This is a genomic window from Arcobacter sp. CECT 8985 (genome assembly GCF_004116495.1).
Taxonomy (GTDB): domain Bacteria; phylum Campylobacterota; class Campylobacteria; order Campylobacterales; family Arcobacteraceae; genus Malaciobacter.
Window position 1 is genome coordinate 28,557 of sequence record NZ_PDKC01000021.1, and the last position, 24,200, is coordinate 52,756.

The window sequence follows — 24,200 nt, forward strand, 5'->3', positions numbered from 1 at the left end:
GTTTTTTGATAAATATACAATAAATTAAGGAAATATTTTGAAAACAATAAGCGTTGCACACTCACCAGATGCTGATGATATTTTTATGTACTATGCAATTAAATTTGGTTGGGTTACTGCAAAAGATGCAAAATTTGAAAATATAGCAGCTGATATTGAAACATTAAATCAAGCTACATTAAAAGGTGAATATGATATTTGTGCTATTTCTTTTGCTTTATATCCATTTGTAAAAGATGATTATGCACTATTAAAAACTGCTGTATCTTTTGGTCAAGGGTATGGACCAAAACTAATAAAGAAAAAAGACGCAAAATTAAAGAAAAACTTTAAAGTTGCACTTAGCGGAGAATACACTACAAATGCACTTCTATTTAAAATAGCATATCCTGATGCAAGAATAACATATATGAATTTTCTTGATATTGAAAAAGCTGTTTTAGATGGAACTGTTGATGCTGGGGTATTAATTCATGAATCTATATTAAATTATAGTGAAGAGTTAGAAGTACAAAGAGAAATCTGGGATATTTGGGAAGAACTAAGTGGAGGGGGACTTCCATTACCTTTAGGTGGAATGTGTATTAGAAGATCACTTCCTTTACATAGTGCTATTGATTATGAAAATACACTAATAAAAGCTGTTGATGTTGCAAATAAAAATAGAAAAGTATTAGCAACAATGCTTTTAGAAAAAGGTCTTATACGAGTTGATGCTCCTACGCTTGATACATATTTAGATTTATATGCAAATGATGAATCTATCAATTTAAGTGAAGTTCAATATGAAGCTTTAGATAAGTTATTTGAACTTGGATATAAACATGGTTTTTACGAAAATTTAGTAAAAGCAAAAGAGTTTTTAATTCCAAGTGAATATGAGGACTTAAGAAACAAGTGATTAAACAAATAGATTTTTCAAGATACTCTTCAATCAAAATTGGACCAATTGTTGATGTACAAGTAATCGATGAAATTGGCGATTTTGATGATCATACTATTATTGGCAAAGCAAATAATATTTTAGTCTCTAATAGCGATAAAAAGTTTGCAATTTTAGGTTCAAATTTTGATTATATAAAACAAGAAGGTAATAAACTTTTTATTGGATGTGCTACAAGTACAGGAAAAGTTTTAAGTTACTGTAGAAAAAATGATATTGCAAACTTAGAATTTTTAGCAAAGCTTCCAGGAACTATGGGTGGTGTTGCTAAAATGAATGCAGGATTGAAATCTTGGGAGATTTTTAATCATATAATTAGTATAAAAACTAAAGATGGGTATATTAAAAAACAGGATATTTCATATTCGTATCGAGATACAAAAATAGATACTATAATATATGAAGTAGTATTAGAAATAGAAAGTGGATTTAGTAAAGATAAATTAAAACAGTTTAATAAAATGAGAGATAATCAACCACAAATTCCCAGTGCTGGGAGTTGTTTTAAAAATCCAAAGGGTGATTTTGCAGGTAGGTTAATTGAAGAAGTTGGATTGAAAGGTTTCGAAAAAGGTGGAATGTCTTTTTCTAATAAACATGCAAACTTTTTAGTAAATAATCAAAAAGGAACTTTTGAAGATGCTATTTATTTAATAAACTTAGCAAAAAAGAGAGTTAAAGAAAAATTTGGTATAAATTTAGAAGAAGAGATTGTAATTTATTAAGCTTTATTTTTTATTAGAATAATTTATGATACACTTTGCACTTTAAAAAATGGCTAAGGGTTAAAAAAATTGAAGAATTTAGTAATAGTGGAGTCACCAGCAAAAGCAAAAACAATATCAAAGTTTTTAGATAAAAGTTATACCGTAATGGCGTCAATGGGGCATGTAAGAGATTTGCCAAAATCAAAACTTGGTTTTGATCCAGATGATAATTTTAAACCCCAATATTTAGTCTCTACGGATAAAAGAAAAGTAATAGCAGATTTAAAAAAACAAATAACAAAAGATACAGTTATTTACCTAGCGGCCGATGAGGATAGGGAAGGAGAAGCTATTGCATGGCATCTAATTCCTGCACTTAAAATAGAGAAAAATCCTATAAAAAGAATTGTTTTTCATGAAATTACAAAAGATGCAATTTTAAAAGCAATCCAAAACCCAAGAGATGTTGACAAAAACTTAGTTGATGCACAACAAGCAAGAAGAATTTTAGATAGAGCTGTTGGTTATGAGTTATCACCTTTATTATGGAAAAAAGTAAGATATGGACTTAGTGCTGGTAGAGTTCAATCTGTTGCAGTTAAAATTATTGTAGATAGAGAAAATGAGATTAGAAAATTTATACCAGAAGAGTTTTGGAAAATAAAAGCTGATTATAAAGACCCTAGCTTTAAAGCTGAACTTGCAAAACACAATGGCAAAAATATAAAAGTTAAAAATGAACAAGAAGCAAAGGCTATTGAGTCTTCAATTAATCAAGGTAATTTTAAATTAGCAGATATTGAAGAAAAAGAGTCTTCAAGAAATCCTGCAGCACCATTTACAACTTCAACTTTACAACAAGAAGCAAGTAGAAAAATTGGACTTTCAGTAAAACAAACAATGGTAATAGCACAGCAATTATATGAAGGTAATGTTGGCAATATCCCAAATCATACTGGTGGTTTAATTACTTATATGAGAACAGATTCTTTAAATCTTTCAACGGTTGCAACAACAGCAGCTAAAAAAGTTATTGAACAAGAATATGGCAAAGAATACTCTTTAAGTAAGCCAAGAGCATATAAGTCTAAAGCAAAGGGTGCACAAGAAGCCCATGAAGCTATTAGACCTGTTAATTTAGCTTTAAAACCAAGTGATATTAAACCTTATGTTGAAAATGCACAATATAGATTATATTCATTAATTTGGAAAAGAACTTTAGCCACACAAATGAGTGCAGCAAAAATTGCAAATACAACTTATAAAATAAGTGCTGGAAAAGATGAAGAGTATGAGTTTCAATCAAAGGGACAAAGAATTATTTTTGCAGGATTTATGAAAGCATACACAGAAGGTAGTGATAACCCAGAAAATGCTTTAGAAAGTAATGAAAAAATCTTACCAACAGTTAAAGTTGGAACTATCTTAAATCTTGAAAAATTAGATTTAGAACAAAATTTTACAAAACCACCTGCAAGATATACTGAAGCTAGTTTAGTAAAAAAATTAGAGAGTGAAGGAATTGGTAGACCTTCAACTTATGCTCCAACTATTTCTACAATTCAACAAAGAGAATATGTTGTAAAAACTGAAGATAAAAAATTAGCTCCTACTCCTACAGGAGAAGTTGTAAATAGTTTTTTAAATGACCATTTTTCAGAGATTATTGATCTAGGGTTTACAGCAAAAATAGAAGAAGATTTTGATGAAATTGCTGAAGGAAAAATTGCATGGGAACAAGTGATGCAAGATTTTTATGGAGATTTCAAAAAAAGAATTAATGATAAAGAAACAAGTGTAAATAAAGAAGATTATGCCCAAGTAAGAGAAATTGGAACAGATCCAAAATCAGGAAAACCAGTGAGTGCAAGAGTTGGAAGATTTGGTCCTTTTGTTCAAATAGGAACAAAAGATGATGAAGAGAAACCAAAATTTGTAGCGATTCCAGAACATTTAAATATGGATACAATAACTTTAGATGAAGCATTGTATTTATTTAATCTACCAAGAGTTGTAGGACAAGATGAAAATGGTGGAGATGTTGTAGCAAATATAGGAAGATTTGGTCCTTATTTACAAGCAAAAGGTAAATTTTATTCATTAAAAGATGATGATCCTTATACAATTGAAATACCAAGAGCATTAGAAGTTATTAAAGAGCTTGATGAAGCAAAAGCAAAAGCAACAATAAAAGAGTTTGAAAAAGAGAAAATACAAGTTTTAAATGGTCGATATGGAGCATATATAAAACAAGGAAGAAAAAATTTCAAAATACCAAAAGGCAAAGTTGCGGAGGATTTAACACTTGAAGAGTGCCAAGAAATAATTGAAAAAGACCCTAAATCTAAAGGGACTAAAAAAACTGCAGCAAAAAAGACAACAGCTAAGAAAACAACAGCAAAAAAAACTACAACAAAAAAAACTACAACAACTAAAAAAAGTACGAGCAGTACTACAAAAAAATAGATGAAAATAGGAATTTTATCAGATAGTCACACAAGAAGTGACTATACTGAGCTTGTAATTAATCACTTAAAAGAAAGTGGTGCACAATATTTAATTCATGCAGGTGACTTATGTATTGAAGATAATTTAAAGTTATTACAAAATTCAAAGTTAGTATATGTTACTGTTTTTGGAAATAATGATAATGCTCTAATTTCATTATCAAGTAAGTATAAAATCAAAAAAGAGCCATATTACTTTAAAATAAAAGATGTGAAATTTAAATTGATGCATCTTCCATTTTATTTAAATGCAGATAGTGATATTGTAATTTTTGGTCATACACATAAGTTTGAGTGTAGTTATAATAATGGTACTTTATTTATTAATCCAGGTGAAGTCTGTGCAAGAGAGAAACCTCTAAGTGAGGCTGTATTGCTAGAAATTAATGAAAATGAGTATATAATTAACTACTATTATAAAGATATAAATACTAATAATTTTAAGAAAGAAGAGTTTAAATATGAGCGATAATAAGAGTATATTTTTATGTGCTATTTGTAATATAGAGAGTGGTACATGTAATGAAGACTGTAAATTTTGTACACAAAGTGTAAAATATAAAGCAGATATTGAAAGATATAAAAGAAAAGATATTGAACAAATTGTTAAAGAAGCAAAAAAAGCTAGAGAAAATCATGCAAATGGGTTTTGTTTAGTAACTGCTGGAAAAGGTTTAACTCAAAAAAGATTAGAATTTGTATGTGAAGCTGCACGTGCAGTTAAAAAAGAGAATTTAGGTTTAGTTTTAATTGCATGTAATGGAACTGCTACAATCGAGCAATTACAGACTTTAAAAGCAGCTGGAATTGATGCTTATAATCATAACCTTGAAACAGCTAGAGATTTTTATCCAACAATTTGTACAACACATACATGGGATGAAAGATATGAAACATGTAAAAATGTTAAAGAAGTAGGATTAAGACTTATTTGTGGTGGAATCTTTGGAATGGGTGAGACTCAAGAGCAAAGAGAATCTATGCTAGAATCAATAGCTTCTTTAGAACCTATGAATGTTCCTTTGAACTTTTTTCATCCTAATGAAGCTTTACCATTAGTTGAAAATACAATTAATAGACAACAAGCATTTGAGCTTATTACTTTAGCTAGAAAAATGATTCCTAATGCAAAGAAAATTATGGTTGCAGGTGGAAGAGAACTTATGTTTGGTGAAGAAGAGTATAAAATTTTTGAAAAAGGTGCAAATGCATTTGTAATTGGAAATTATCTAACTACACAAGGTAAAACACCAAAAGATGACATTGCTGCACTTGAAAAATTAGGTTTTTCAATTACTAAAGAATTTGAAACAAAAACTAAATAATATAGGAATTATTAATGGGTGATGAAATTTTAATTATTATATCTTTGTCTGTAATTATTTTTACATCGCCTCTTTTATCAAAGGCATTAAAAATACCTACAATTCCCATCGAAATAATGATGGGGTCACTTGCTGTATATTTTTCTTTTATACATGAAAACACAATTTTTGAATTAGTCGCGGAACTTGGATTTTTATACTTAATGTTTTTAGCAGGATTAGAAGTTGATTTAAGAAAACTTATTCATGCTCCCCCAAATATTTTAAAAAAAGCATTAGTATATAATGTGATACTATTTTCACTTTCAGCTTTAATTACTTTTTATTTTAAATTGGGGAATATATTTATTGTTACATTACCTTTAATCTCAATAGGTTTACTTGCTGCACTGAAAAAAGAGTATGGAAATACAGATTGGATTAGAATGTCAATAGTTGTTGGGCTTATTGGTGAAATAGTATCAATTATTGCCTTGACAACAGTTTCTGCAATTTTAGAGTTTGGCGTTACTTGGCAATTTTATAAAACGATGTTATTATTTACTGGTTTTATGGTATTAATGGCAATTATTTATAGACTGTTTAATAATGTGATATGGTGGTACCCAGAAATAAAAACATATTTAATGCCTACACAAGATCATCAAGAACAAGATATTAGAGTATCTATGGCTATATTCTTTGTTATGATTGCAGTTATGCTTTATTTGCAATTAGAAGTTGCTTTTGGTGCATTTATAGCAGGTACATTTATTACTACTTTCTTTGAGCATAATAAATTACTTCCACATAAATTGGAACACTTTGGTTTTGGATGGTTAGTGCCAATATTTTTTATATATGTAGGTTCATCTTTTGAATTACATGAATTATTCCAAGATGGTTTGATTAAGACTGCATTATTGATTGTATTAGCGATGGTTATTATTAGAGTTGTTGCTTCATTACTATTTATTAAAGAAATGGGTTTAAATAGATTTTTTATGTTAGGTTTATCTCATGCTATGCCATTAACACTTTTAATTGCAGTTACAACATTAGCATACCACAATCATGCAATTACACAGTTTTATTATTATGCATTTATTTTAGCATCAATATTAGAAGTATTACTTGTAATGATATTTATTAGAGTTTTGGTAAGTGTATTGAAAATAAAAGATGAAGTTGTAGCAGATTGATAAGAGCAAATATTACATTTGCTCTAATCTATAAATTGTAACGTGTCCATCACTATATGTAACTTCATAATTATCAGGAGTACTTGTAAGTTCAATTACAACTCTAAAAAATTTGTCTTTTTGATGATTTCCTACTGTAACTTTTGTGAAATTTGTAGAGTTTAAATCTTCTCTTTTTGTATAAAAATTCTTTTTAGCATAAAAATCCAAAATGATTTTATTTTGATTTGGAAGTGTAAATTTTTTAAATACTTTATATTTAGAGTATAAATCAAGTTTTTGATTTGTATATTCAATTTTTACAAAAGGAAGAATTTGTTTTTCCATAGTAACATCTGTTCTTGGTTTAACATAAATAATCTCTTCTTTTTTTTGTTTTTTTAGTTCTTGAACAATCTTTTTTGTCTCTTTAACAGTTTTTTCTTGTGCTTGAGTGATAAGATTTTTGATTTTATCTTCTGTTAATTCTTTAGCTTTTTTAGCCTTTTGATTACTTTTAGTATCTTTATTTATACTATCAGCGTTTTTCATTTTGTTTTGAATTTCTTCAATATACTGTTTTTCTTGACCGTCAAATTCATCTGGATATGTGTCACTTATTTCATTTAGTCTTGCAACTTCTTCATTGTATGACTGTGTTGCTACAAAGGGATTCTCTCTTGCATAAAGATTTGATGAGATAATTAGTAATGTTATAAATAAAGATAGCTTTTTCATTGTTCTGGCTCCAAGTTTTTTAATTCAAAATACTCTTTTTGTAAATGGGCATTTTCTTCTTGTAATCTTTTTATTTCATTGATTAAATATACCCTTTTATCTTTTAAAGAGTTATAAACATCTAATGAATTACTTCCAAACAAAAGTATTGCAACATGATAACTAAGAAATAGCGTAACAACAATAGAACCTATTGCTATTACACTAAATCTTTTTATTTCATGAATGTTACGCTTCATTTAAATTATTTAGAAAAAGGAGCTTTTCCTAAATATTCCGCATATGCAACTTCTGCACCAATTTCTAATAATCTATTATATTTTGCATTTCTTTCACCTCTTGAAGTCGCACCAGTTTTGATTTGACCACAATTTAAAGCAACTGCAAAATCTGAAATAAATGCATCTTCTGATTCCCCTGATCTATGTGACATTACACAATTATAATTATTTCTTTGTGCTAATCTAACAGTTAACATAGTTTCACTAACACTTCCAATTTGATTTGGTTTAATTAGTACAGAGTTTGCAATATTTTTAGAGATACCTTCTGCAACAATAGATGCATTTGTAACAAATAAATCATCACCAACAAGTTGAATTTTATTGCCTAACTTTTCAGTTAATACTTTCCATCCATCCCAGTCATCTTCACTTAATCCATCTTCAATAGAAACAATTGGATATTTTGAACAAAGGTTTTCATAGTATGCAACCATCTGTTCAGAAGTTAACTCTTTATTCTCTGATTTAAGTACATATTTACCTTCATCATTTACCAGCTCAGATGCAGCCACATCCAATGCAATAGCAATTTGATTTCCAGCTTTATATCCAGCTTTTTCAATTGCTTTTAGTATAACTTGAATAGGTTCTTCATTTGATTTTAAATTTGGAGCAAATCCACCTTCATCACCAACTGCTGTACTTTCACCCATTTCATTAATGATATTTTTAAGATTGTGATAAACTTCACAAGTTGCTCTTAATCCATCATTAAAGTTTTCAAATCCCACAGGCATAATCATATATTCTTGAAAGTCAACAGAGTTATTTGCATGTTCTCCACCATTTATGATATTAAACATAGGTACAGGCATAGTCATTGCATTTGCTCCACCTAAATATCTATATAATGGAATTTGTAAAGATGCTGCAGCAGCTCTTGCAGTTGCCATTGATACACCTAGTACTGCATTAGCTCCAAGTTTAGAGTAGTTGCTTGTACCATCAATGTCTTTCATTGTAGCATCAACTTCTGCTTGATTATATGGACTTAAACCAATCAATTCATCCGCAATTAATGTATTTACATTTTCAATTGCTTTTAAAACACCTTTCCCTAAAAATCTGCCATCACCATCTCTTAGTTCTAATGCTTCTCTTTTCCCTGTACTAGCACCACTTGGAACAATTGCAGATTGTTTTGTTCCATCACTTAAGATTACTGTTGCTCTTACTGTTGGGTTTCCTCTTGAATCTAAAACTTCGTCAGCGTAAACGTTATCAATATATACCACTGTGTCTCCTAATTAAGTTACAAAATTTTAGATATTATATAAAAAAGTTAATTGATAATTGCTTTGATAAGTATATTTATAGTTTTTTATTTAGTAAGAAATACCAAAAAAGTAGTTACTTTTTTGGTATTGAGATTTTAAAAGTATTAATCTTCGTTTGATTCTTCTTCAACTTTTTCTTCATCATCTATTCCCATAGCTTGAAGAATTTTTGCTTCAATTTCATTTGCAATTTCTGGATTATCTTTTAAAAATTGTTTTGAATTCTCTTTTCCTTGACCAATTTTAGAATCACCATAACTAAACCAAGCTCCTGCTTTATCAACTATATCAAGTTTTACACCGTAGTCGATTAATTCACCCATTTTAGAGATACCTTCTCCAAACATTACATCAAATTCTGCAATTTTGAATGGAGGTGCAACTTTATTTTTTACAACTTTTACTTTAACTCTATTTCCAATACTCTCTTCAGCTTGTTTAAGAGTAGCAATTCTTCTAATATCAAGTCTTACAGAAGAGTAGAATTTAAGTGCATTCCCACCAGTAGTTGTTTCTGGACTTCCATAACCTGTCATTCCAATTTTCATTCTAATTTGGTTAATAAAAATTACAGTTGTTCCCATTTTGTTCATAATACTTGTAACTTTTCTAAGAGCTTTACTCATAAGTCTTGCTTGGACACCAACTTGTTGGTCATCCATGTCTCCATCAATTTCTACTTTTGGAGTAAGTGCTGCAACTGAGTCGATTACTACTAAATCAACAGCACCACTTCTTACTACAGTTTCAAGAATTTCTAATGCTTGTTCACCATAATCTGGTTGAGAAACAAGTAAGTTATCGATATCAACACCCAAGTTTCTTGCATACATAGTATCTAAAGCATGCTCTGCATCAATAAATGCACAAACTCCACCAGCTTTTTGACACTCTGCAATTGCATGTAATGTTAAAGTTGTTTTACCAGAACTTTCAGGTCCATAAATCTCAATCACTCTACCTTGTGGAAGACCACCAACACCTAAAGCTAAATCAAGTCCTAATGAACCTGTCGAAATTGCTTCAGTAGGAACAACTTCTTTATCTCCAAGTCTGATAAGAGTACCTTTTCCAAAGGCTTTGTCAATTTGTTTTATTGCTAAATCAAGTGATTTTTTTTGATTCTCATCCATTTCTTTTCCTAATTTTTTTGGTTTATTTATTTTATTTGTGAATTCTAGCGAAAAAAATATAAATTATAAGTTTTTATTGCATTTTGTAATGTTTTTATTTTTGCTAGGTAATAATTATAAGTAAGATTAACTATTATAAAGAGAATATGATGTAAAATAGAACAAAAAATTAAGGTTTGTATTATGTTTAATGGAAAAAATATTTTAATTACTGGTGGAACTGGAAGTTTTGGTAAAAAATATACTAAAACAATTTTGAAAAGATATAAGCCTAATAAGATAATTATTTATTCTCGAGATGAACTTAAACAGTACGAAATGGAACAAGAATTTAATGATAAATGCATGCGTTATTTTATTGGAGATGTAAGAGATGTAGAGAGATTAAAAAAAGCATTTAAAGGTGTAGATTATGTTATACATGCGGCTGCATTAAAGCATGTTCCAATTGCAGAATATAATCCAATGGAATGTATTAAAACAAATATAAATGGAGCACAAAATGTCATTGATGCTGCGATTGAAAATAAAGTTAAAAAAGTAATCGCACTTTCAACTGATAAAGCTGCAAATCCTGTAAATTTATACGGTGCTACAAAATTAGCAAGTGATAAATTATTTGTTGCTGCTAATAATTTAGTTGGCGATCAAGATACAAAATTTTCGGTTGTAAGATATGGGAATGTAATTTGTAGTAGAGGTTCTGTAATCCCATATTTTCAAAAATTGATAGCTTCAGATGCAACTGAAATACCAATAACAGATGAAAGAATGACTAGATTTATAATTACCCTGCAAAGTGGAGTTGATTTTGTACTTAAAAATTTTAAAAGAATGCATGGGGGAGAAATTTTTGTTCCTAAAATTCCTTCAATTAAAATAGTAGATTTAGCTAAATTTCTAGCTCCTAGCTTGCCACATAAAATAATTGGAATTAGACCAGGTGAAAAACTTCATGAAATAATGTGTCCTGCAGATGATTCACATTTGACTTATGAGTTTGATGACCATTATGTAATAGCTCCCACAATTAAGTTTACTAATCAAGTTGATTTTAGTAAAAATAAAATTGGTGAAGTTGGGAAACATGTTAGTCAAGGATTTGAGTATAATTCAGGTAATAATAGTAAATGGCTGGAAAAAGATGAATTTTTAAAATTAGTAAAAGAAATACAATGAAAAATATTCCTTATGGTAAACAATCAATTACAAAAGAAGATATTAAAGCAGTAAAAGATGTATTAAAAAGTGATTTTTTAACAACAGGACCTAAAGTTCAAGAGTTTGAAAATGCTTTATGTGAATATACAGGTGCAAAATATTGTGTAAGTGTATCAAATGCAACTGCAGCATTACATTTAAGTTCTTTAATACTTTTAGATGAGGGTGATTTAGTTCTTACAACAGTTAACTCTTTTTTAGCAACTTCAAATTCAATTCTTTATGCAAAAGCAAAACCTATTTTTGTTGATATACAAAGTGATGGAAATATTGATTTAGATTTATGTGAAGAAGAGCTTTTAAAAAATAATAAGATCAAAGCAATTTATGTTGTTCATTTTTCAGGAAATCCAGTAAATCAAGAAAAACTTGCTTTTTTAAAAAAGAGTTATAATATTAAAATTTTAGAAGATTGTGCACATTCAATTGGAGCATCACAAAATAAAGTAAAAGCAGGCAGTTGCAAAAATAGTAATATAAGTGTTTTCTCTTTTCATCCTGTAAAACAGTTAACTACAGGTGAAGGTGGTGCAATTTTAACAAATGAAAAAAAAATATATAAAAAAGCATTGAAATTAAGAAACCACGGTATGGTATCAAAAACAGAAATAGCACCATGGTTTTATGAAATGAATGAATTGGGATTTAATTATAGATTAACTGATATTGCTTGTGCCTTAGGTCTTTCTCAAATAGAAAAATTAGATAAGTTTTTAGAAAAAAGAAGAAAAATAGCCAAAAAATATGATGAGTTTTTTGAAAAAATTGAGTATATAAAACCTTTATATGCATATACAAAAAATAGTTCATATCATTTATATGTGATTTTAATTGATTTTGACAAATGTAATATTACAAAAAAAGAGTTATTTTTAAAACTTAGAGAAAAATGTATTTATTTACAATATCACTATATTCCTATAAATCAACAGCCATATTATAAACAATTAGGTTATGGTGATGAAGAAACACCTGTAATGAATAACTATTACAAAAAAGCAATATCTTTACCAATTTTCCCAAAATTGAGTAAAGAAGATCAAAAATATGTTTTGCATAATTTGATAGAAATTTTAGAAAAAGGTTAAATTGTGGAATATAAAACAGAACAAGAAAAATTTTGGGCAGAAGAGTTTGGAGATGAGTATTCTTGTAGAAATACTTCAATTATAAAAAGTAACATAAACTTTTTTTCCAAAGTTTTTAGTAGAGTTGATAATGTAAATTCAGTAATAGAGTTTGGTTCAAATATTGGTATGAATTTGCATGCATTAAGCACAATTTCAAATTTAGAAATATCTGCAATAGAGATAAATAAAACAGCAGTTAATGAGCTAAAAAAATTAAATTTTCTTAAAAAAGTATATAATGAATCATTACTTGATATAAATTTAGATGAGAAGTTTGATATGACTTTGATAAAAGGTGTATTAATTCATATTAATCCAGAATATTTAGATGTTGTATATGAGAAACTATATAACTATTCAAATAGATATATTTTAGTTGCAGAATATTATAACCCAACTCCTGTAGAAATACCATATAGAGGAAATGAAGGTAAACTATTTAAAAGAGATTTTGCAGGTGAGATGCTTGATAAATATAATGATTTAAAACTGGTTGATTATGGTTTTTTATATCATAGAGATAATAACTTTCCTCAAGATGATATTAGTTGGTTTTTATTGGAAAAAAGATGAATACATATATAGTTATTCAAGCAAGAACTACAAGTACAAGACTTCCTAAAAAAGTTTTATTACCTTTAGGAGATAAAACAGTTTTGGAAACAATGCTTAAAAGACTTGAAGAATTTAAAGATAATATTATTATTGCTACAACAAATGATGGAACTCAAGAAGAGATTGTAAATATATGTAAAAAACATAAAATAAAATATTATGAAGGTGATACAAATAATGTACTAAGTAGATATTATGAATCTTGTCTTAAATATGAGCTAAAAGATGATGATATTGTAATAAGATGTACAAGTGATTGCCCTTTTATTGATGCTAAACTAATCCAAAAAGCCATAAATTTATATAAAACTTCAAAAGCTGATTATGTTAGTTTAGGAGTTCATAGTGGATTTCCAAGAGGTTTGGACACTGAAGTTTTTTCTTTTAAATTACTAACACAAGCTTATAATAATGCAACTACAGATTATGAAAAAGAGCATGTGACTATTTATATGCATACAACAATAAAAGATAAATTGAAAATAGAGTTTTTAAAAAGTTTTGAAGATAATTCAAAATATAGAATTACTTTAGATGAAATTGCTGATTATGAAGCTATTAAAAAACTATATGAAAAATTTGGAAATAAAGAAGAATTCTCTTATGAAAAACTTATTTCAACACTAAAAGATAATCCAGAGATTTTCGAGATAAATAAATTTGTAGAACAAAAGAAAAGATAATTATGAAAAGAGTTCTTATTCGAGCAGATGCTTCTTTTAGTATAGGTCATGGTCATATAATGAGAACTTTTGTTTTGGCAAAAGAGTATGAGCAAAAAGGTTTTGAAGTAAGTTTTGCAACTTTGAACTTAGAAGGTAATCTAAATAAAAAAATTCTTGATAATAAATTTGGTTTATATAATCTAAATACTAAAAATATTCAAGAACTTATTTATTTAATAAAAAAACAAAATATAGATATTTTAATAATTGATAATTATGAAATTGATTATAAAAGTGAAAAATCAATTAAAGAAAAAACAAATGTGAAAATAGTATGTCTTGATGATACTTATGAAAAACACTATTGTGATGTTTTAATAAATCATAATATTAGTGCAAATGAAAAAAAATATAAAAACTTAGTTCCTAAAAACTGCAAATTGAAGTGTGGATCTAAATATACTCTTTTAAGAGAAGAATTTTACAAATATAAAAATAAAAAAATAAAAAAGAGTGATGAAAAAAAAAGAGTATTTGTAGCAATTGGAGGAACTGATCATAGTAATATAAATATTGATATATTAAAAGTATTAGAGTTGTTTGAAAATCTAAAAGTTTATATAGTTACTACAAGTGCAAATAAAAATTTGAAACAATTAAAAGAATATTGTAAAAATAAAGATTTTATAAATTTATATATAGATACTAAAAAAATTGCGAAACTTATGGCAAAAAGTGATTTTGCAGTAGTTAGTGCTAGTGTAATTTTAAATGAAGTCTACTTTATGCAGTTACCTTTTATTGCAATAAAAACTGCAAATAACCAAAAAGAAATATATAAATATTTAAATAAGAAAAAATATCTTACAATAAGATCTTTTAATAAAAAAATTTTAAGAGAATATATAGAAGAATTAATAAGAGGTTAAAAAATGAAAATTGCAATATTAACATCTCCTAATCAATGGTTCATTGATTACGCAAAAGAACTAGCAAAAGAGTTAAGTAATTGTGAGTTATTTTTTGATCATAAAAAAATGGCAAGTAATTATAAAATAGTATTTATTTTAAGTTATCATAAGATTATAGAAGAAGAATACTTAAAAAAGAATGAACATAATATAGTGGTACATGCAAGTGCTTTACCTAAAGGTAAAGGTTGGTCTCCTCTTTTTTGGCAAGTTTTAGAGGGTAAAAATGATATACCTTTTACTATGTTTGAAGCTTCTTGTGATGTAGATGAGGGGAGTATCTATATGCAAAAGATACTTAATCTTGATGGAACTGAATTGAATCCTTTATTAAGACATAAACAAGCTCAATTGGTAAATAGTATGTGTAAAGAGTTTGTATCAAATTATGAAAAATATAATGTCTTAACCGAACAAATAGGTAAAGAAAGTTTTTATAAAAAAAGGACACCTTTAAATAGTCAATTAGATATTAATAAAACAATAAATGAGCAGTTTAATTTATTAAGAGTAGTTGATAATGAAGAATATCCTGCATTCTTTTATAAAAATGATAAAAAATATATTTTAAAAATTGAACTAAGTGAATAAATGTAGTATAATAAAATTAATAATATTTTGAGGTATTTATGAAAATAAAAGAAATAAGAGGTTTGAAATATCCAGATGAGTATTTTATAAAATACTTTTTTAAAAATAGTTTTCATCAAAAAAAAGGATTGAAATTTTTTGAATTTGGATGTTCTAGTGGAAATAATTTAATGCTTCCATATCAATATGAATTTGATATTGTAGGAGTAGATATAAATGAAGATGCAATTGAAAATGCTAAATTTAATTTTAGTCACACTAAATCATCTTCTTTATATGAATTTCATAAAAGAAATCTCAAAGCTTTTAAACATAAATACTAATTTTAGTTTATCTTCAAATTTAAAAAATATTCAAGGTAATAAAGGTGATTTAATCTTAAATATTTAAAAAAATTTAATATGAAAAATATAGATATAGTTTATCAATATTATAAACATCCTATTTATAATCAAGTAGGAGAAAACTTTATTTATCAACTTGGAATACTTGATTTATTATTTAATGAAGGATTAGAATCTTCAAAAGAGATAATGTTAAAAGGAAGATATTTTATTGATTGTTGATACAAAAATTTATTTATAAAAATAAGTTAAAAAAGAAAAAGAGAATTTAATATGAAAATAGGAAAATTTGATTTACAAAAAGATGGAACATTTATAATTGCAGAGTTAAGTGCAAATCATAATGGCAGTTTACAAAATGCATTAGATACCATAAAAGCCGCAAAAGAGGTTGGGGCAAATGCTATAAAACTTCAAACATATACTGCTGATACTTTAACACTAGATTCTAATAAAGAGGATTTTGTTATTAAAGGTGGTACTTTGTGGGATGATAAGACTTTATATAAGTTATATGAAGAGGCTTATACTCCTTGGCAATGGCATAAAGAGCTATTTGATTATGCAAGAAGTTTAGATTTAGATATTTTTTCATCTCCTTTTGATAAAAGTGCAGTTGATTTTCTTGAACAATTTAATCCAAGCGCTTATAAAATTGCATCATTTGAAATAACAGATTATGATTTGGTTGAATATACGGCAAAAAAAGGTAAGCCAATTATAATTTCAACAGGAATTGCAACATTACAAGAGATTCAAGATATTGTTGATATTTGTAGAAGTGTAGGAAATGAAGATATTATTTTATTAAAATGCACAAGTGCTTATCCTGCTGCTTTAGAAGATGCAAATTTAAATACAATACCCAATATGGCTGAAACTTTTGGAGTAGAAGTTGGTTTCTCTGATCATACTATAGGTTCAACTGCACCAATCATAGCAGTAACTTTAGGTGCAAAAGTTATTGAAAAACATTTTATACTAGATAAAAGTATAGGTGGACCAGATGCACAATTTTCTATGCAAAAAGATGAGTTTAAAGATATGGTAAAAGCTATAAGAGATAGTGAAAAGCTATTAGGTAAAGTAAGCTATGAGATGACAGAAAAGAAAAGAAAAAATCGAGTATTCTCAAGAAGTTTATATGTATCAAAAGATATAAAAAAAGGTGAAGAGTTTACTTTAGAAAATATAAGAAGTGTAAGACCTGGGTATGGACTTCATCCAAAATATTTAAAACAGATATTAGGTCAAAAATCAAAAAAAGATTATAAATTTGCAGATAGATTAGAGTTTAATTAAATATAATATTAATATAGGAAGAAGTATGAAAAAAACTTATCAAAGAAAGACTTGGAAAGCAAATTTTATACAGCTTTTTAAACAAAAGAAAAAATAGGAGCTTTTATGAAAGTTAGTGTATCAATTGAAGCTAGAATGACATCTTCAAGGCTTCCTAAAAAAGTCTTAAAACCACTTGGAAATAGTACTGTTTTAGAACTAATGATAAATAGAGTTTTAAAATGTGAGTTAGTTGATGAAATAATTGTTGCAACTACAATAAATGAAGATGATGATGATATTGTAAAACTTTGTGAAAAAAAAGGTATTAAACATTTTAGAGGAAGTGAAGATAATGTTTTTCAAAGGGTTTTACAAGCACATCAGAAGTTTAATACAGATGTAATTGTTGAACTTACAGGAGATTGTCCTTTTATTGATTCTAAATTAATAGATGAAGCAATAAAAATATATTTAGACAATGACTATGAATATGTAAGTAATAGTATAAAAAGTACATTTCCTATTGGAATGGCTATTCAAGTTTATTCATTAAAATCTTTAGAACGGATTGAAGAGTATGGTTTAGATAATATGGATAAAGAGCATGTAACTCCTCAATTTTATACTACAAATAGATTTAAAACTTTTAATATTTATGCTCCTAAGGAATTGGAATTCCCAGAACTGTCAGTGACTTTGGATACAAAAGAAGATTATGAAATGATTACTAAAATAATGAATCATTTTAATGATGAGTATTTTTCAATAGAGCAATTAGTTAAATATGTAAGAGAAAACCCTAGCTTACTACAGATTAATGGAAGTATAAAAAGAAAAGGTCTTAGTTAATGTTAAATGTTGCAGTAATTGGAATAGGAAATATCTCTTTACTTTTTGATTATGATAAAAATACAAATAGTGCAAATTCTCATATAAAAGCTATATATTTACATAAAGAGTTTAATTTAAAATATATAGCAGATATTGATGATAGAAATTTATCAAAAGTTCAAAAACTTTTTTCTGATGTGATTTTTTATAATGATTATAAAAAACTAATTGATAAAAAAGATATTGATATTTTAGTTATTGCTACTCCAACAAATATGCATTTTGAAGTTTTAAGTAGTTTTAAAAATAGTAATCATATTAAAAAGTTTTTAGTTGAAAAGCCACTTTTTTCAACTAAAGATGAGTATGAAAATTTAGACTCTTTTTTTAAAGATAAAATAGTAGTAAATTATATAAGAAGATTTCAAAAACCAATAAAAAATTTAAAAGAGAATATAGAAAATAAGAGTTTAGAAAATCTACAAAAAATAACACTTAATTATGTAAAGGGTTTGAAAAATAATGGTTCACATTTTATTGATTTGATTAATTATCTATTTTCTAATCCAAAAATAGAAGATATAAAAATACTTGATGAAACTATTGGTTTTAATGATGAAGATAAATCTTATGATTTATTTTTTAAAATACAATACAATAACAAATTAATACCTGTATATTTTATTGCTTTAGATCATACTAAATATAATATTATAGAACTAAATTTATATTTTGATAATCAAGTAGTAAGTTATATAAATAGTGAACGAACGATTTTTTATAAAGAGATAGTTGAAAAAAAAGAGTTTAAAGGTTATAAGTTTATTAATAAAGTATCTACTAAAAAAGATAAGATATCAAATAAATTAATTTATAATGTATATGATGAGATATTTTTACAAATAAATGAAAAAAAAGATAACTGTGCCTCTTTTGAAAATGAGTTAAAAAACTTAGAATTTTTAACAAAAATATTAAATAGTAAGGAATAAAAATGCCTAATTTAGCTATTAATGGTGGGAATAAAGTAAGAAAAGAGTTATTTGGAAGATATAATAATATTGATCAAAAAGAGATAGATGAAGTTGTAAAAGTTATGAAAAAAGGTGTTCTCTCAAAATATTTAGGTGCATGGCATGAGGATTTTTATGGAGGGGAAAAAGTTCAAGAGTTTGAAAAAGCATGGAGTGATTATTTTGGTGTAAAACACTCAATTTCTGTAAATTCAAATACTTCTGGTTTAATAACAGCCTTAGGTGCTTGTGGAATTGGTCTTGGTGATGAGGTTATTGTTTCACCTTACTCAATGTCAATTTCTGCAAGTGCTCCTTTATTTTGGAATGCAACACCAGTTTTTTGTGATTTAGAGCCAAATACTTATGGCTTTTGTATAGATTCATTAAAAAAATCTATAACAAAAAATACAAAAGCAATAGTAGTTGTTCATATTTTTGGCTGTCCTTCAAATATGAAAGAGATAATGCAAGTAGCAAAAGAGAATAATCTTTATGTTATAGAAGATTGTGCTCAAGCACCAGGCGCAAAATATGATGATGAATTTGTTGGAACTATAGGTGATATTGGAGTTTTTAGTTTAAACTATCATAAGCATATTCATACAGGTGAGGGTGGAGTTTGTACAACAAATGATGATGCTTTAGCTAATAGAATGCAATTAATTAGAAATCATGCAGAATCAGTAGTTGAAAATAAAGGCGAAACACAATTTGTAAATATGTTGGGCTTTAATTTTAGACTTACTGAAATTCAAGCAGCTATAGGAATAGAACAGTTAAAAAAACTTGATGAAGAGTTAAAAGTTAGACAAGAATATGCAAAAATGTATGATGAAGCATTAAGTAAGTACCCTTTTATACGAACAACTAAACTAGAAAATAGAACACACTCTTATTATATACAAGCTTTTGAGTTTTTAGAAGATATTGCAAAAGTATCAAGAGATAAATTTATAAGTGCAGTAAAAGAAGAGTTAGTAGCAGTAGAAGGTAGAGAGAATGAAGGAGTACCAATAGGACAAGGATATGTAAAACCTATTTATATGTTACCTATGTTTCAAAATAAAATTGCATACAATAAACAAAACTTTGCATTTAAAGATGAGATTTCTTATGAAAAAGGAACTTGTCCTAATGTAGAAAATTTTCACTACCATACTTTATGGACTCATGATTTTACAAGAAGTCCTTTAAGCAAAGATGATGTAAATGATGTGATAAATGCATATATTAAAGTATGTGAAAATTTAGATGAGCTTAGATAAAAAAATAAAACTATTCTCTTATGATGCAGGTGGTGCAAATTTAGTTATGGCATATGCATATTTTATGCATAAAAAAGGCTTTAACATTCTTTGTTACCCTAAAGGTCCTGCATTAAAAACTTTTCAAAAGCATATTCCTTATTTAATATGCAAAGAAAAATTAGTTTTAGAAAATAGTGATATTATTGTTATTGGAACATCAGGAATTCACTCTGATTATGAGATTGAAATACTTATAGAAGCTAAGAAAAAAGGCTTAGAAGTTAGATGTTTTTTAGATTCTGTGTTAAATCTTGATAAAAGATTTTTTATAAAAAATCAACCTTTAGATAGTAACTATTTACCTGATATAATTTATTGTGAAGATATAGAAAAAATAGAAAATGATGATATTAAGAAAAAAGCTATTTTTAAAAAAGATTTATATTTAAAGTATATAAAAGAAGTATTTTACCCACAACTAATCACTAAAGATGAATTGATTTTAAAAAATAGAGGTAAATATATTTTATTTTTATCTGAATATATAAAAGAGTTATATGGAAATAAATTTGGTTTTGATGAGTATGATGTTTTAAAATTTATTTTATCTTCTATGCAAGAAGAAAATTTTTTAATACCTTTTTTTATAAAACTGCATCCAGCTGAGGAAAAATCAAAATTTGATGATATAATAAAAGAGTATAAAGATTTAAATATCGTTATTCAAGAGTTTGATATTAATGAAGTGTTATATAATTGTAAATGTGTATTTGGTATAAACTCTTCTGTATTTAAAGAATCAACTCTTTTAAATATTGATACTTATAGTATTCAATTATCAAAAAATATTGATGTTATTGAAGGTGTTGAAGTTATAAGTACTAAAGATAGATTAAAAAAATTATTAAGGAAATTAGATGAATAAATTTTTGGAATCAAGTAGAATATATTTAAGACCTCTTTGTTTAGAAGATGCAAAGTCAAACTATGTAAATTGGCTAAATGATGAGCAAATATGTAAATTCAATGCACACCATAGATTTGTAAATACTATAGAAAAAACACAAGATTATATTTTAAATGTAAATGCATCTAATAACTGTTTAGTTCTTGCTATTTGTAGTAAAGAAGATGATACTCATATAGGAAATGTAAGTATTCAAAATATTAATTACATAGATTCAAATGCAGAGTTCGCCATAATTATGGGAGAGAAAGATTATCATGGTAAAGGGTTTGCTTTTGATGCGGCATCATTAGTTATAAAACATGCTTTTAATAGTTTAAATCTTCATAGAATTTATTGTGGAACAAGTAGTGAAAATATCTCAATGCAAAAACTTGCATTAAAACTAGGTATGCAAGAAGAGGGTACTTTAAAACAAGCAATCTTTAAAGATGGGAAATATGTTGATATTAAATTATATGGAATAATAAATCAAAAATAAGATTACTTTTGATTTATTATTCGCTTTAGATTTTTTAATACATAAATTGTTGAATCACACCAATAAGACTTAATTTCCATTAAATTCTTTTTATCATAAAGCCCATTTTGTCTAAGGTTTAGGAAGAAATTAATATAAATATCAATAAGTTCTATAAATTTTAAAAAGACATTTCCAAATATTTCACTACTCATAATTTTCTTTTGTTCAAGAATCCAAATCATAATATCAAGCTTTTTAGCCAAAAGGTCATCTTTTGAACTTACTCTAATTTTTTTGAATTTGTTTACTCTTGTAATCATTTTAGTTAATATTTTTACATCATCTTTAAAGTCTAAATCTTTTACAACACAAGATATATTTTTAAGTATTTCGTTTGCATCAAAATCTTTTTTTGTAAATTTCGATATGTTAATATCATCTTTTTTTAAAGGAATTAGACCTTCCATATATGCACCATCTGACAAGTTATATGCTTTAAGAGATTTTTTTACATCTTCTGTTAATGCAAATAAATATGACTCATAATCTTTCTTAAATGTTAATAGTGTTCTGTTTGATTTGATTTTATCTTGAAAGTTACCTTTTACTTCAATAATATCATATGAAGAAACTAAGTTATTGTCTTTTTCCTCATTGTTGTCTTGTAGTGCAAAATCTTTAACCTCATGTGAACTATCTGAAGCATATCTACTTCCTGTTTCTTGGTTAAATGCAGCATCATTTCCAACTAAGTAAATCTCATTTGCTTTTAAAAATACTGCTATTGCAAATGAAAATGTTCCTACATTTGGCAGTGAGAAAGAGTATCCTAAATCCATTGATACTGGAAAAACTTGTGAAAAGTAATAATTTAAATCTTTAACTTTTTCTAAAACACTATCTTCTTGTTGAGAAAGAAAAATTATTGCACTATCTTTTAAAAAATCCTTATCTTCAGTTGTTAAATATTTTCCACAAAGGTGAGAAGGGTCAATAGATACTACTATATCAGGAATTATAGAATTTTTTTCTAATTTTCTTAATATTACATCTACACATATAATTATAAATTTATCTTGATTTTGTTTTATCCACTCTAAATTTTTATCAAGAGATGGTCCTGCACTAATGATTAATACTTTTTTATCTTTTAATGGAGCATATTTGTCAATTAAATCTTTTTTTAGAAATAACTCTTTATTTCTCATAAATTTAGTTGTTTGTTCAAGCACATTTAAAACTGCACCAAAAGGGAATGAAGCCGCATCATGTGATCCAAAAAAATCAATTATTTGATCTAATATATATTTATACTCTATAGAAAATACATGATGTTTTATATTGTAATTCATATAGTTATGATAGTAACTAAAATCTGCAAGAGTTTGTTCTCTTTGTATCTCATCTTCAGCAATTGAAAAAAATAGTTTTTTATTCCCTTGTTCTAGTAGTGAATAATCAGCAGTAAATAAAGATATTCTAAATAATTCTATATCAGGTTCAATAATTAAAGTATTCATTGAATCAACTTTTTTATATACTTCGTTTAGATGAACCCCTGAACCAACCCCAATAAATATAAATTTAAAAATTTTAGAAAAAGTTACATTCGAGAAATCTACCTTGTGATTTATATAATTTACTAATGTAGATATAACTCCTAGTGAACCCATTAATGCTAATTTATTAGTATTTGTATCAATTCTTAGTAAGTTTAATGAACTATCCCTTGTGAAGTTAGTTATTTGGGCTCTTTTATCTGCTTCTTGATAGCTATTAAAACCATAAATAAATTTATTTTTTGTATGGTCTAAAACATCAAAATATCCCCCATCTTCTATATATTCAAGAGAGTATCTTTCTTCAATTTTTTTATTATCTAGATCATTTGATAGTTTTTGTACTTTCTCATATATATCAGGATGATTATTTTCTAAAAAATTTAAATTTTTTTTATATAAATTAAAAAGTAGTTGAGTTAATTCATCAAGTTCTTGCATGTAAAACCTTATCTTTAGATATTCTATTTTACATAAAAGATTCTTAGGTTTTTATTTTTAAAGGGAACTAGAGTAATTCTAGCCCTTTAAAAGTTTAAAAATATTAAAAGGTTCAAAGACTATTGAAGAAGTCTAAGAACATTTTGTTGAATAGAGTTCGCTTGACTCATAGCATAAGTACCAGCTTGCGAAATAATATTTTGTTTATTAAAATTAGCACTTTCTTGTGCATAATCAACATCTCTAATTACAGATTCAGCAGATTTAATATTAGTTTGCTGAGTCATTTGGTTTCTGATAGCAGATTCTAATTGATTTTGAGTAGAACCGAAGTCTGCTCTCCAACCATTTAGTGTGTTAATCGCACTATCTACGTTTTTCATTAAACTTCTAGCACTTCCAGCAGAAGTAAATCCTGCATCAGCAGAAGCTTTTAATCCACTTAGTGTTAATCCAGCAACATTTGCTTGTACACCTGCTGTTGTTTTAATAGTATCAGCATCAGTTTCACCCATTTGAAATGTTAATGAACTTGCTGCTGCACCAGCACTAGCACCCTGTAAAAGAGTTGTACCATTATAATTAGTTTGGCTAGCAATGTTATTTAATTGGTCAAGAAGTTTACTAACATCTTTACCAATAGCTTCTCTACCCTGATCTGAAGTAGTATCAGTTGCAGCTTGAACTAATTTCGTTTTAATAGTATCCAAAATATTAGATTGCTCAGACATAGCCTTATCAGCAATTTGAGTTAAAGAAACAGCAGAGTTTCCATTCGAAA

Annotated in this window: 26 protein-coding genes; 20 read left to right on the forward strand and 6 right to left on the reverse strand. The window is 26.8% G+C overall.

What is annotated here, in order from left to right:
* Positions 1-34 precede the first annotated feature (34 nt).
* The 6 genes from CRU93_RS09625 to CRU93_RS09650 all read left to right on the forward strand — a co-directional run bounded on the left by CRU93_RS09625 (position 35) and on the right by CRU93_RS09650 (position 6,663).
* Positions 35-901 (forward strand): menaquinone biosynthesis family protein, encoded by an 867-nt coding sequence (locus tag CRU93_RS09625; RefSeq protein ID WP_129103994.1) that lies wholly within the window; start codon positions 35-37, stop codon positions 899-901.
* Positions 898-1,668, forward strand: coding sequence for a UDP-N-acetylmuramate dehydrogenase (locus tag CRU93_RS09630; RefSeq protein WP_129103995.1), 771 nt, complete (start codon positions 898-900; stop codon positions 1,666-1,668). The genes CRU93_RS09625 and CRU93_RS09630 overlap by 4 nt, the downstream gene beginning before the upstream one ends.
* A 69-nt stretch (positions 1,669-1,737) precedes the next feature.
* A complete protein-coding gene (topA, locus tag CRU93_RS09635) occupies positions 1,738-4,116 on the forward strand; it encodes a type I DNA topoisomerase (RefSeq protein ID WP_129103996.1) in 2,379 nt (792 codons plus the stop codon).
* Positions 4,117-4,629, forward strand: coding sequence for a metallophosphoesterase (locus CRU93_RS09640; protein ID WP_129103997.1), 513 nt, complete (start codon positions 4,117-4,119; stop codon positions 4,627-4,629).
* Positions 4,619-5,482 carry a biotin synthase gene (locus CRU93_RS09645; RefSeq protein WP_129103998.1) on the forward strand — a complete coding sequence of 288 codons (864 nt, stop codon included), beginning with the start codon at positions 4,619-4,621 and terminating at the stop codon, positions 5,480-5,482. The genes CRU93_RS09640 and CRU93_RS09645 overlap by 11 nt, the downstream gene beginning before the upstream one ends.
* Positions 5,483-5,496: 14 nt before the next feature.
* Positions 5,497-6,663 carry a cation:proton antiporter gene (locus CRU93_RS09650; RefSeq protein WP_129103999.1) on the forward strand — a complete coding sequence of 389 codons (1,167 nt, stop codon included), beginning with the start codon at positions 5,497-5,499 and terminating at the stop codon, positions 6,661-6,663.
* A 12-nt stretch (positions 6,664-6,675) separates the two neighbouring features.
* Here CRU93_RS09650 and CRU93_RS09655 read toward each other — a convergent pair whose 3' ends face one another.
* The 4 genes from CRU93_RS09655 to recA all read right to left on the reverse strand — a co-directional run bounded on the left by CRU93_RS09655 (position 6,676) and on the right by recA (position 10,074).
* On the reverse strand, positions 6,676-7,380 hold the full coding sequence (locus CRU93_RS09655; RefSeq protein ID WP_129104000.1) for an AMIN domain-containing protein: 705 nt from the start codon (positions 7,378-7,380) through the stop codon (positions 6,676-6,678).
* Entirely contained in the window at positions 7,377-7,619 is a 243-nt protein-coding gene (locus tag CRU93_RS09660; protein ID WP_129104001.1) for a septum formation initiator, read from the reverse strand. The genes CRU93_RS09655 and CRU93_RS09660 overlap by 4 nt, the downstream gene beginning before the upstream one ends.
* Positions 7,620-7,624: 5 nt before the next feature.
* A complete protein-coding gene (eno, locus tag CRU93_RS09665) occupies positions 7,625-8,899 on the reverse strand; it encodes a phosphopyruvate hydratase (protein ID WP_129104002.1) in 1,275 nt (424 codons plus the stop codon).
* Positions 8,900-9,045: 146 nt separating this feature from the next.
* Positions 9,046-10,074, reverse strand: a complete 1,029-nt coding sequence (gene recA, locus CRU93_RS09670; protein ID WP_129104003.1) for a recombinase RecA — start codon at positions 10,072-10,074, stop codon at positions 9,046-9,048.
* A gap of 183 nt (positions 10,075-10,257) precedes the next feature.
* Between recA and pseB the strand changes: the two genes are divergently transcribed.
* From pseB to CRU93_RS09740, 14 genes are all read left to right on the forward strand, one after another.
* The gene (gene pseB, locus CRU93_RS09675) at positions 10,258-11,253 is read left to right on the forward strand and encodes a UDP-N-acetylglucosamine 4,6-dehydratase (inverting) (RefSeq protein WP_129104004.1); all 996 of its coding nucleotides are present in this window, start codon (positions 10,258-10,260) and stop codon (positions 11,251-11,253) included.
* On the forward strand, positions 11,250-12,383 hold the full coding sequence (gene pseC, locus CRU93_RS09680; protein WP_129104005.1) for a UDP-4-amino-4,6-dideoxy-N-acetyl-beta-L-altrosamine transaminase: 1,134 nt from the start codon (positions 11,250-11,252) through the stop codon (positions 12,381-12,383). The genes pseB and pseC overlap by 4 nt, the downstream gene beginning before the upstream one ends.
* Before the next feature lie 3 nt (positions 12,384-12,386).
* Positions 12,387-12,998, forward strand: a complete 612-nt coding sequence (locus tag CRU93_RS09685) for a pseudaminic acid biosynthesis-associated methylase (protein WP_258238885.1) — start codon at positions 12,387-12,389, stop codon at positions 12,996-12,998.
* A complete protein-coding gene (locus tag CRU93_RS09690; RefSeq protein WP_129104007.1) occupies positions 12,995-13,723 on the forward strand; it encodes a cytidylyltransferase domain-containing protein in 729 nt (242 codons plus the stop codon). The genes CRU93_RS09685 and CRU93_RS09690 overlap by 4 nt, the downstream gene beginning before the upstream one ends.
* 2 nt (positions 13,724-13,725) lie before the next feature.
* On the forward strand, positions 13,726-14,634 hold the full coding sequence (pseG, locus tag CRU93_RS09695) for a UDP-2,4-diacetamido-2,4,6-trideoxy-beta-L-altropyranose hydrolase (RefSeq protein ID WP_129104008.1): 909 nt from the start codon (positions 13,726-13,728) through the stop codon (positions 14,632-14,634).
* A 3-nt stretch (positions 14,635-14,637) separates the two neighbouring features.
* Positions 14,638-15,267: a formyltransferase family protein gene (locus CRU93_RS09700; protein ID WP_099343234.1), complete on the forward strand. Its 630-nt coding sequence runs from the start codon at positions 14,638-14,640 to the stop codon at positions 15,265-15,267.
* A gap of 38 nt (positions 15,268-15,305) precedes the next feature.
* Positions 15,306-15,590 carry a methyltransferase domain-containing protein gene (locus tag CRU93_RS09705; protein WP_129104009.1) on the forward strand — a complete coding sequence of 95 codons (285 nt, stop codon included), beginning with the start codon at positions 15,306-15,308 and terminating at the stop codon, positions 15,588-15,590.
* 78 nt (positions 15,591-15,668) lie between these two features.
* Positions 15,669-15,833 (forward strand): WbqC family protein, encoded by a 165-nt coding sequence (locus CRU93_RS09710; RefSeq protein WP_129104010.1) that lies wholly within the window; start codon positions 15,669-15,671, stop codon positions 15,831-15,833.
* 51 nt (positions 15,834-15,884) lie between these two features.
* Complete coding sequence (gene pseI / locus CRU93_RS09715) at positions 15,885-16,913, forward strand: pseudaminic acid synthase (protein WP_129104011.1); 1,029 nt, start codon at positions 15,885-15,887, stop codon at positions 16,911-16,913.
* Between the two features lie 105 nt (positions 16,914-17,018).
* The gene (locus tag CRU93_RS09720) at positions 17,019-17,744 is read left to right on the forward strand and encodes a cytidylyltransferase domain-containing protein (protein WP_129104012.1); all 726 of its coding nucleotides are present in this window, start codon (positions 17,019-17,021) and stop codon (positions 17,742-17,744) included.
* Positions 17,744-18,718, forward strand: a complete 975-nt coding sequence (locus CRU93_RS09725; RefSeq protein ID WP_129104013.1) for a Gfo/Idh/MocA family protein — start codon at positions 17,744-17,746, stop codon at positions 18,716-18,718. Before CRU93_RS09720 ends, CRU93_RS09725 begins: the two co-directional genes overlap by 1 nt.
* Before the next feature lie 2 nt (positions 18,719-18,720).
* A complete protein-coding gene (locus CRU93_RS09730) occupies positions 18,721-20,007 on the forward strand; it encodes a DegT/DnrJ/EryC1/StrS aminotransferase family protein (RefSeq protein WP_129104014.1) in 1,287 nt (428 codons plus the stop codon).
* Positions 19,994-20,914, forward strand: a complete 921-nt coding sequence (locus CRU93_RS09735) for a hypothetical protein (protein WP_129104015.1) — start codon at positions 19,994-19,996, stop codon at positions 20,912-20,914. Before CRU93_RS09730 ends, CRU93_RS09735 begins: the two co-directional genes overlap by 14 nt.
* Positions 20,907-21,437: a GNAT family N-acetyltransferase gene (locus tag CRU93_RS09740; RefSeq protein WP_129104016.1), complete on the forward strand. Its 531-nt coding sequence runs from the start codon at positions 20,907-20,909 to the stop codon at positions 21,435-21,437. Before CRU93_RS09735 ends, CRU93_RS09740 begins: the two co-directional genes overlap by 8 nt.
* A gap of 2 nt (positions 21,438-21,439) precedes the next feature.
* Here the strand turns inward: CRU93_RS09740 and CRU93_RS09745 are convergent, their stop codons facing one another.
* Positions 21,440-23,419, reverse strand: a complete 1,980-nt coding sequence (locus CRU93_RS09745) for a 6-hydroxymethylpterin diphosphokinase MptE-like protein (RefSeq protein ID WP_129104017.1) — start codon at positions 23,417-23,419, stop codon at positions 21,440-21,442.
* A gap of 119 nt (positions 23,420-23,538) precedes the next feature.
* On the reverse strand, positions 23,539-24,200 hold a 662-nt coding region (locus CRU93_RS09750), incomplete at its 5' end, for a flagellin (protein WP_129104018.1).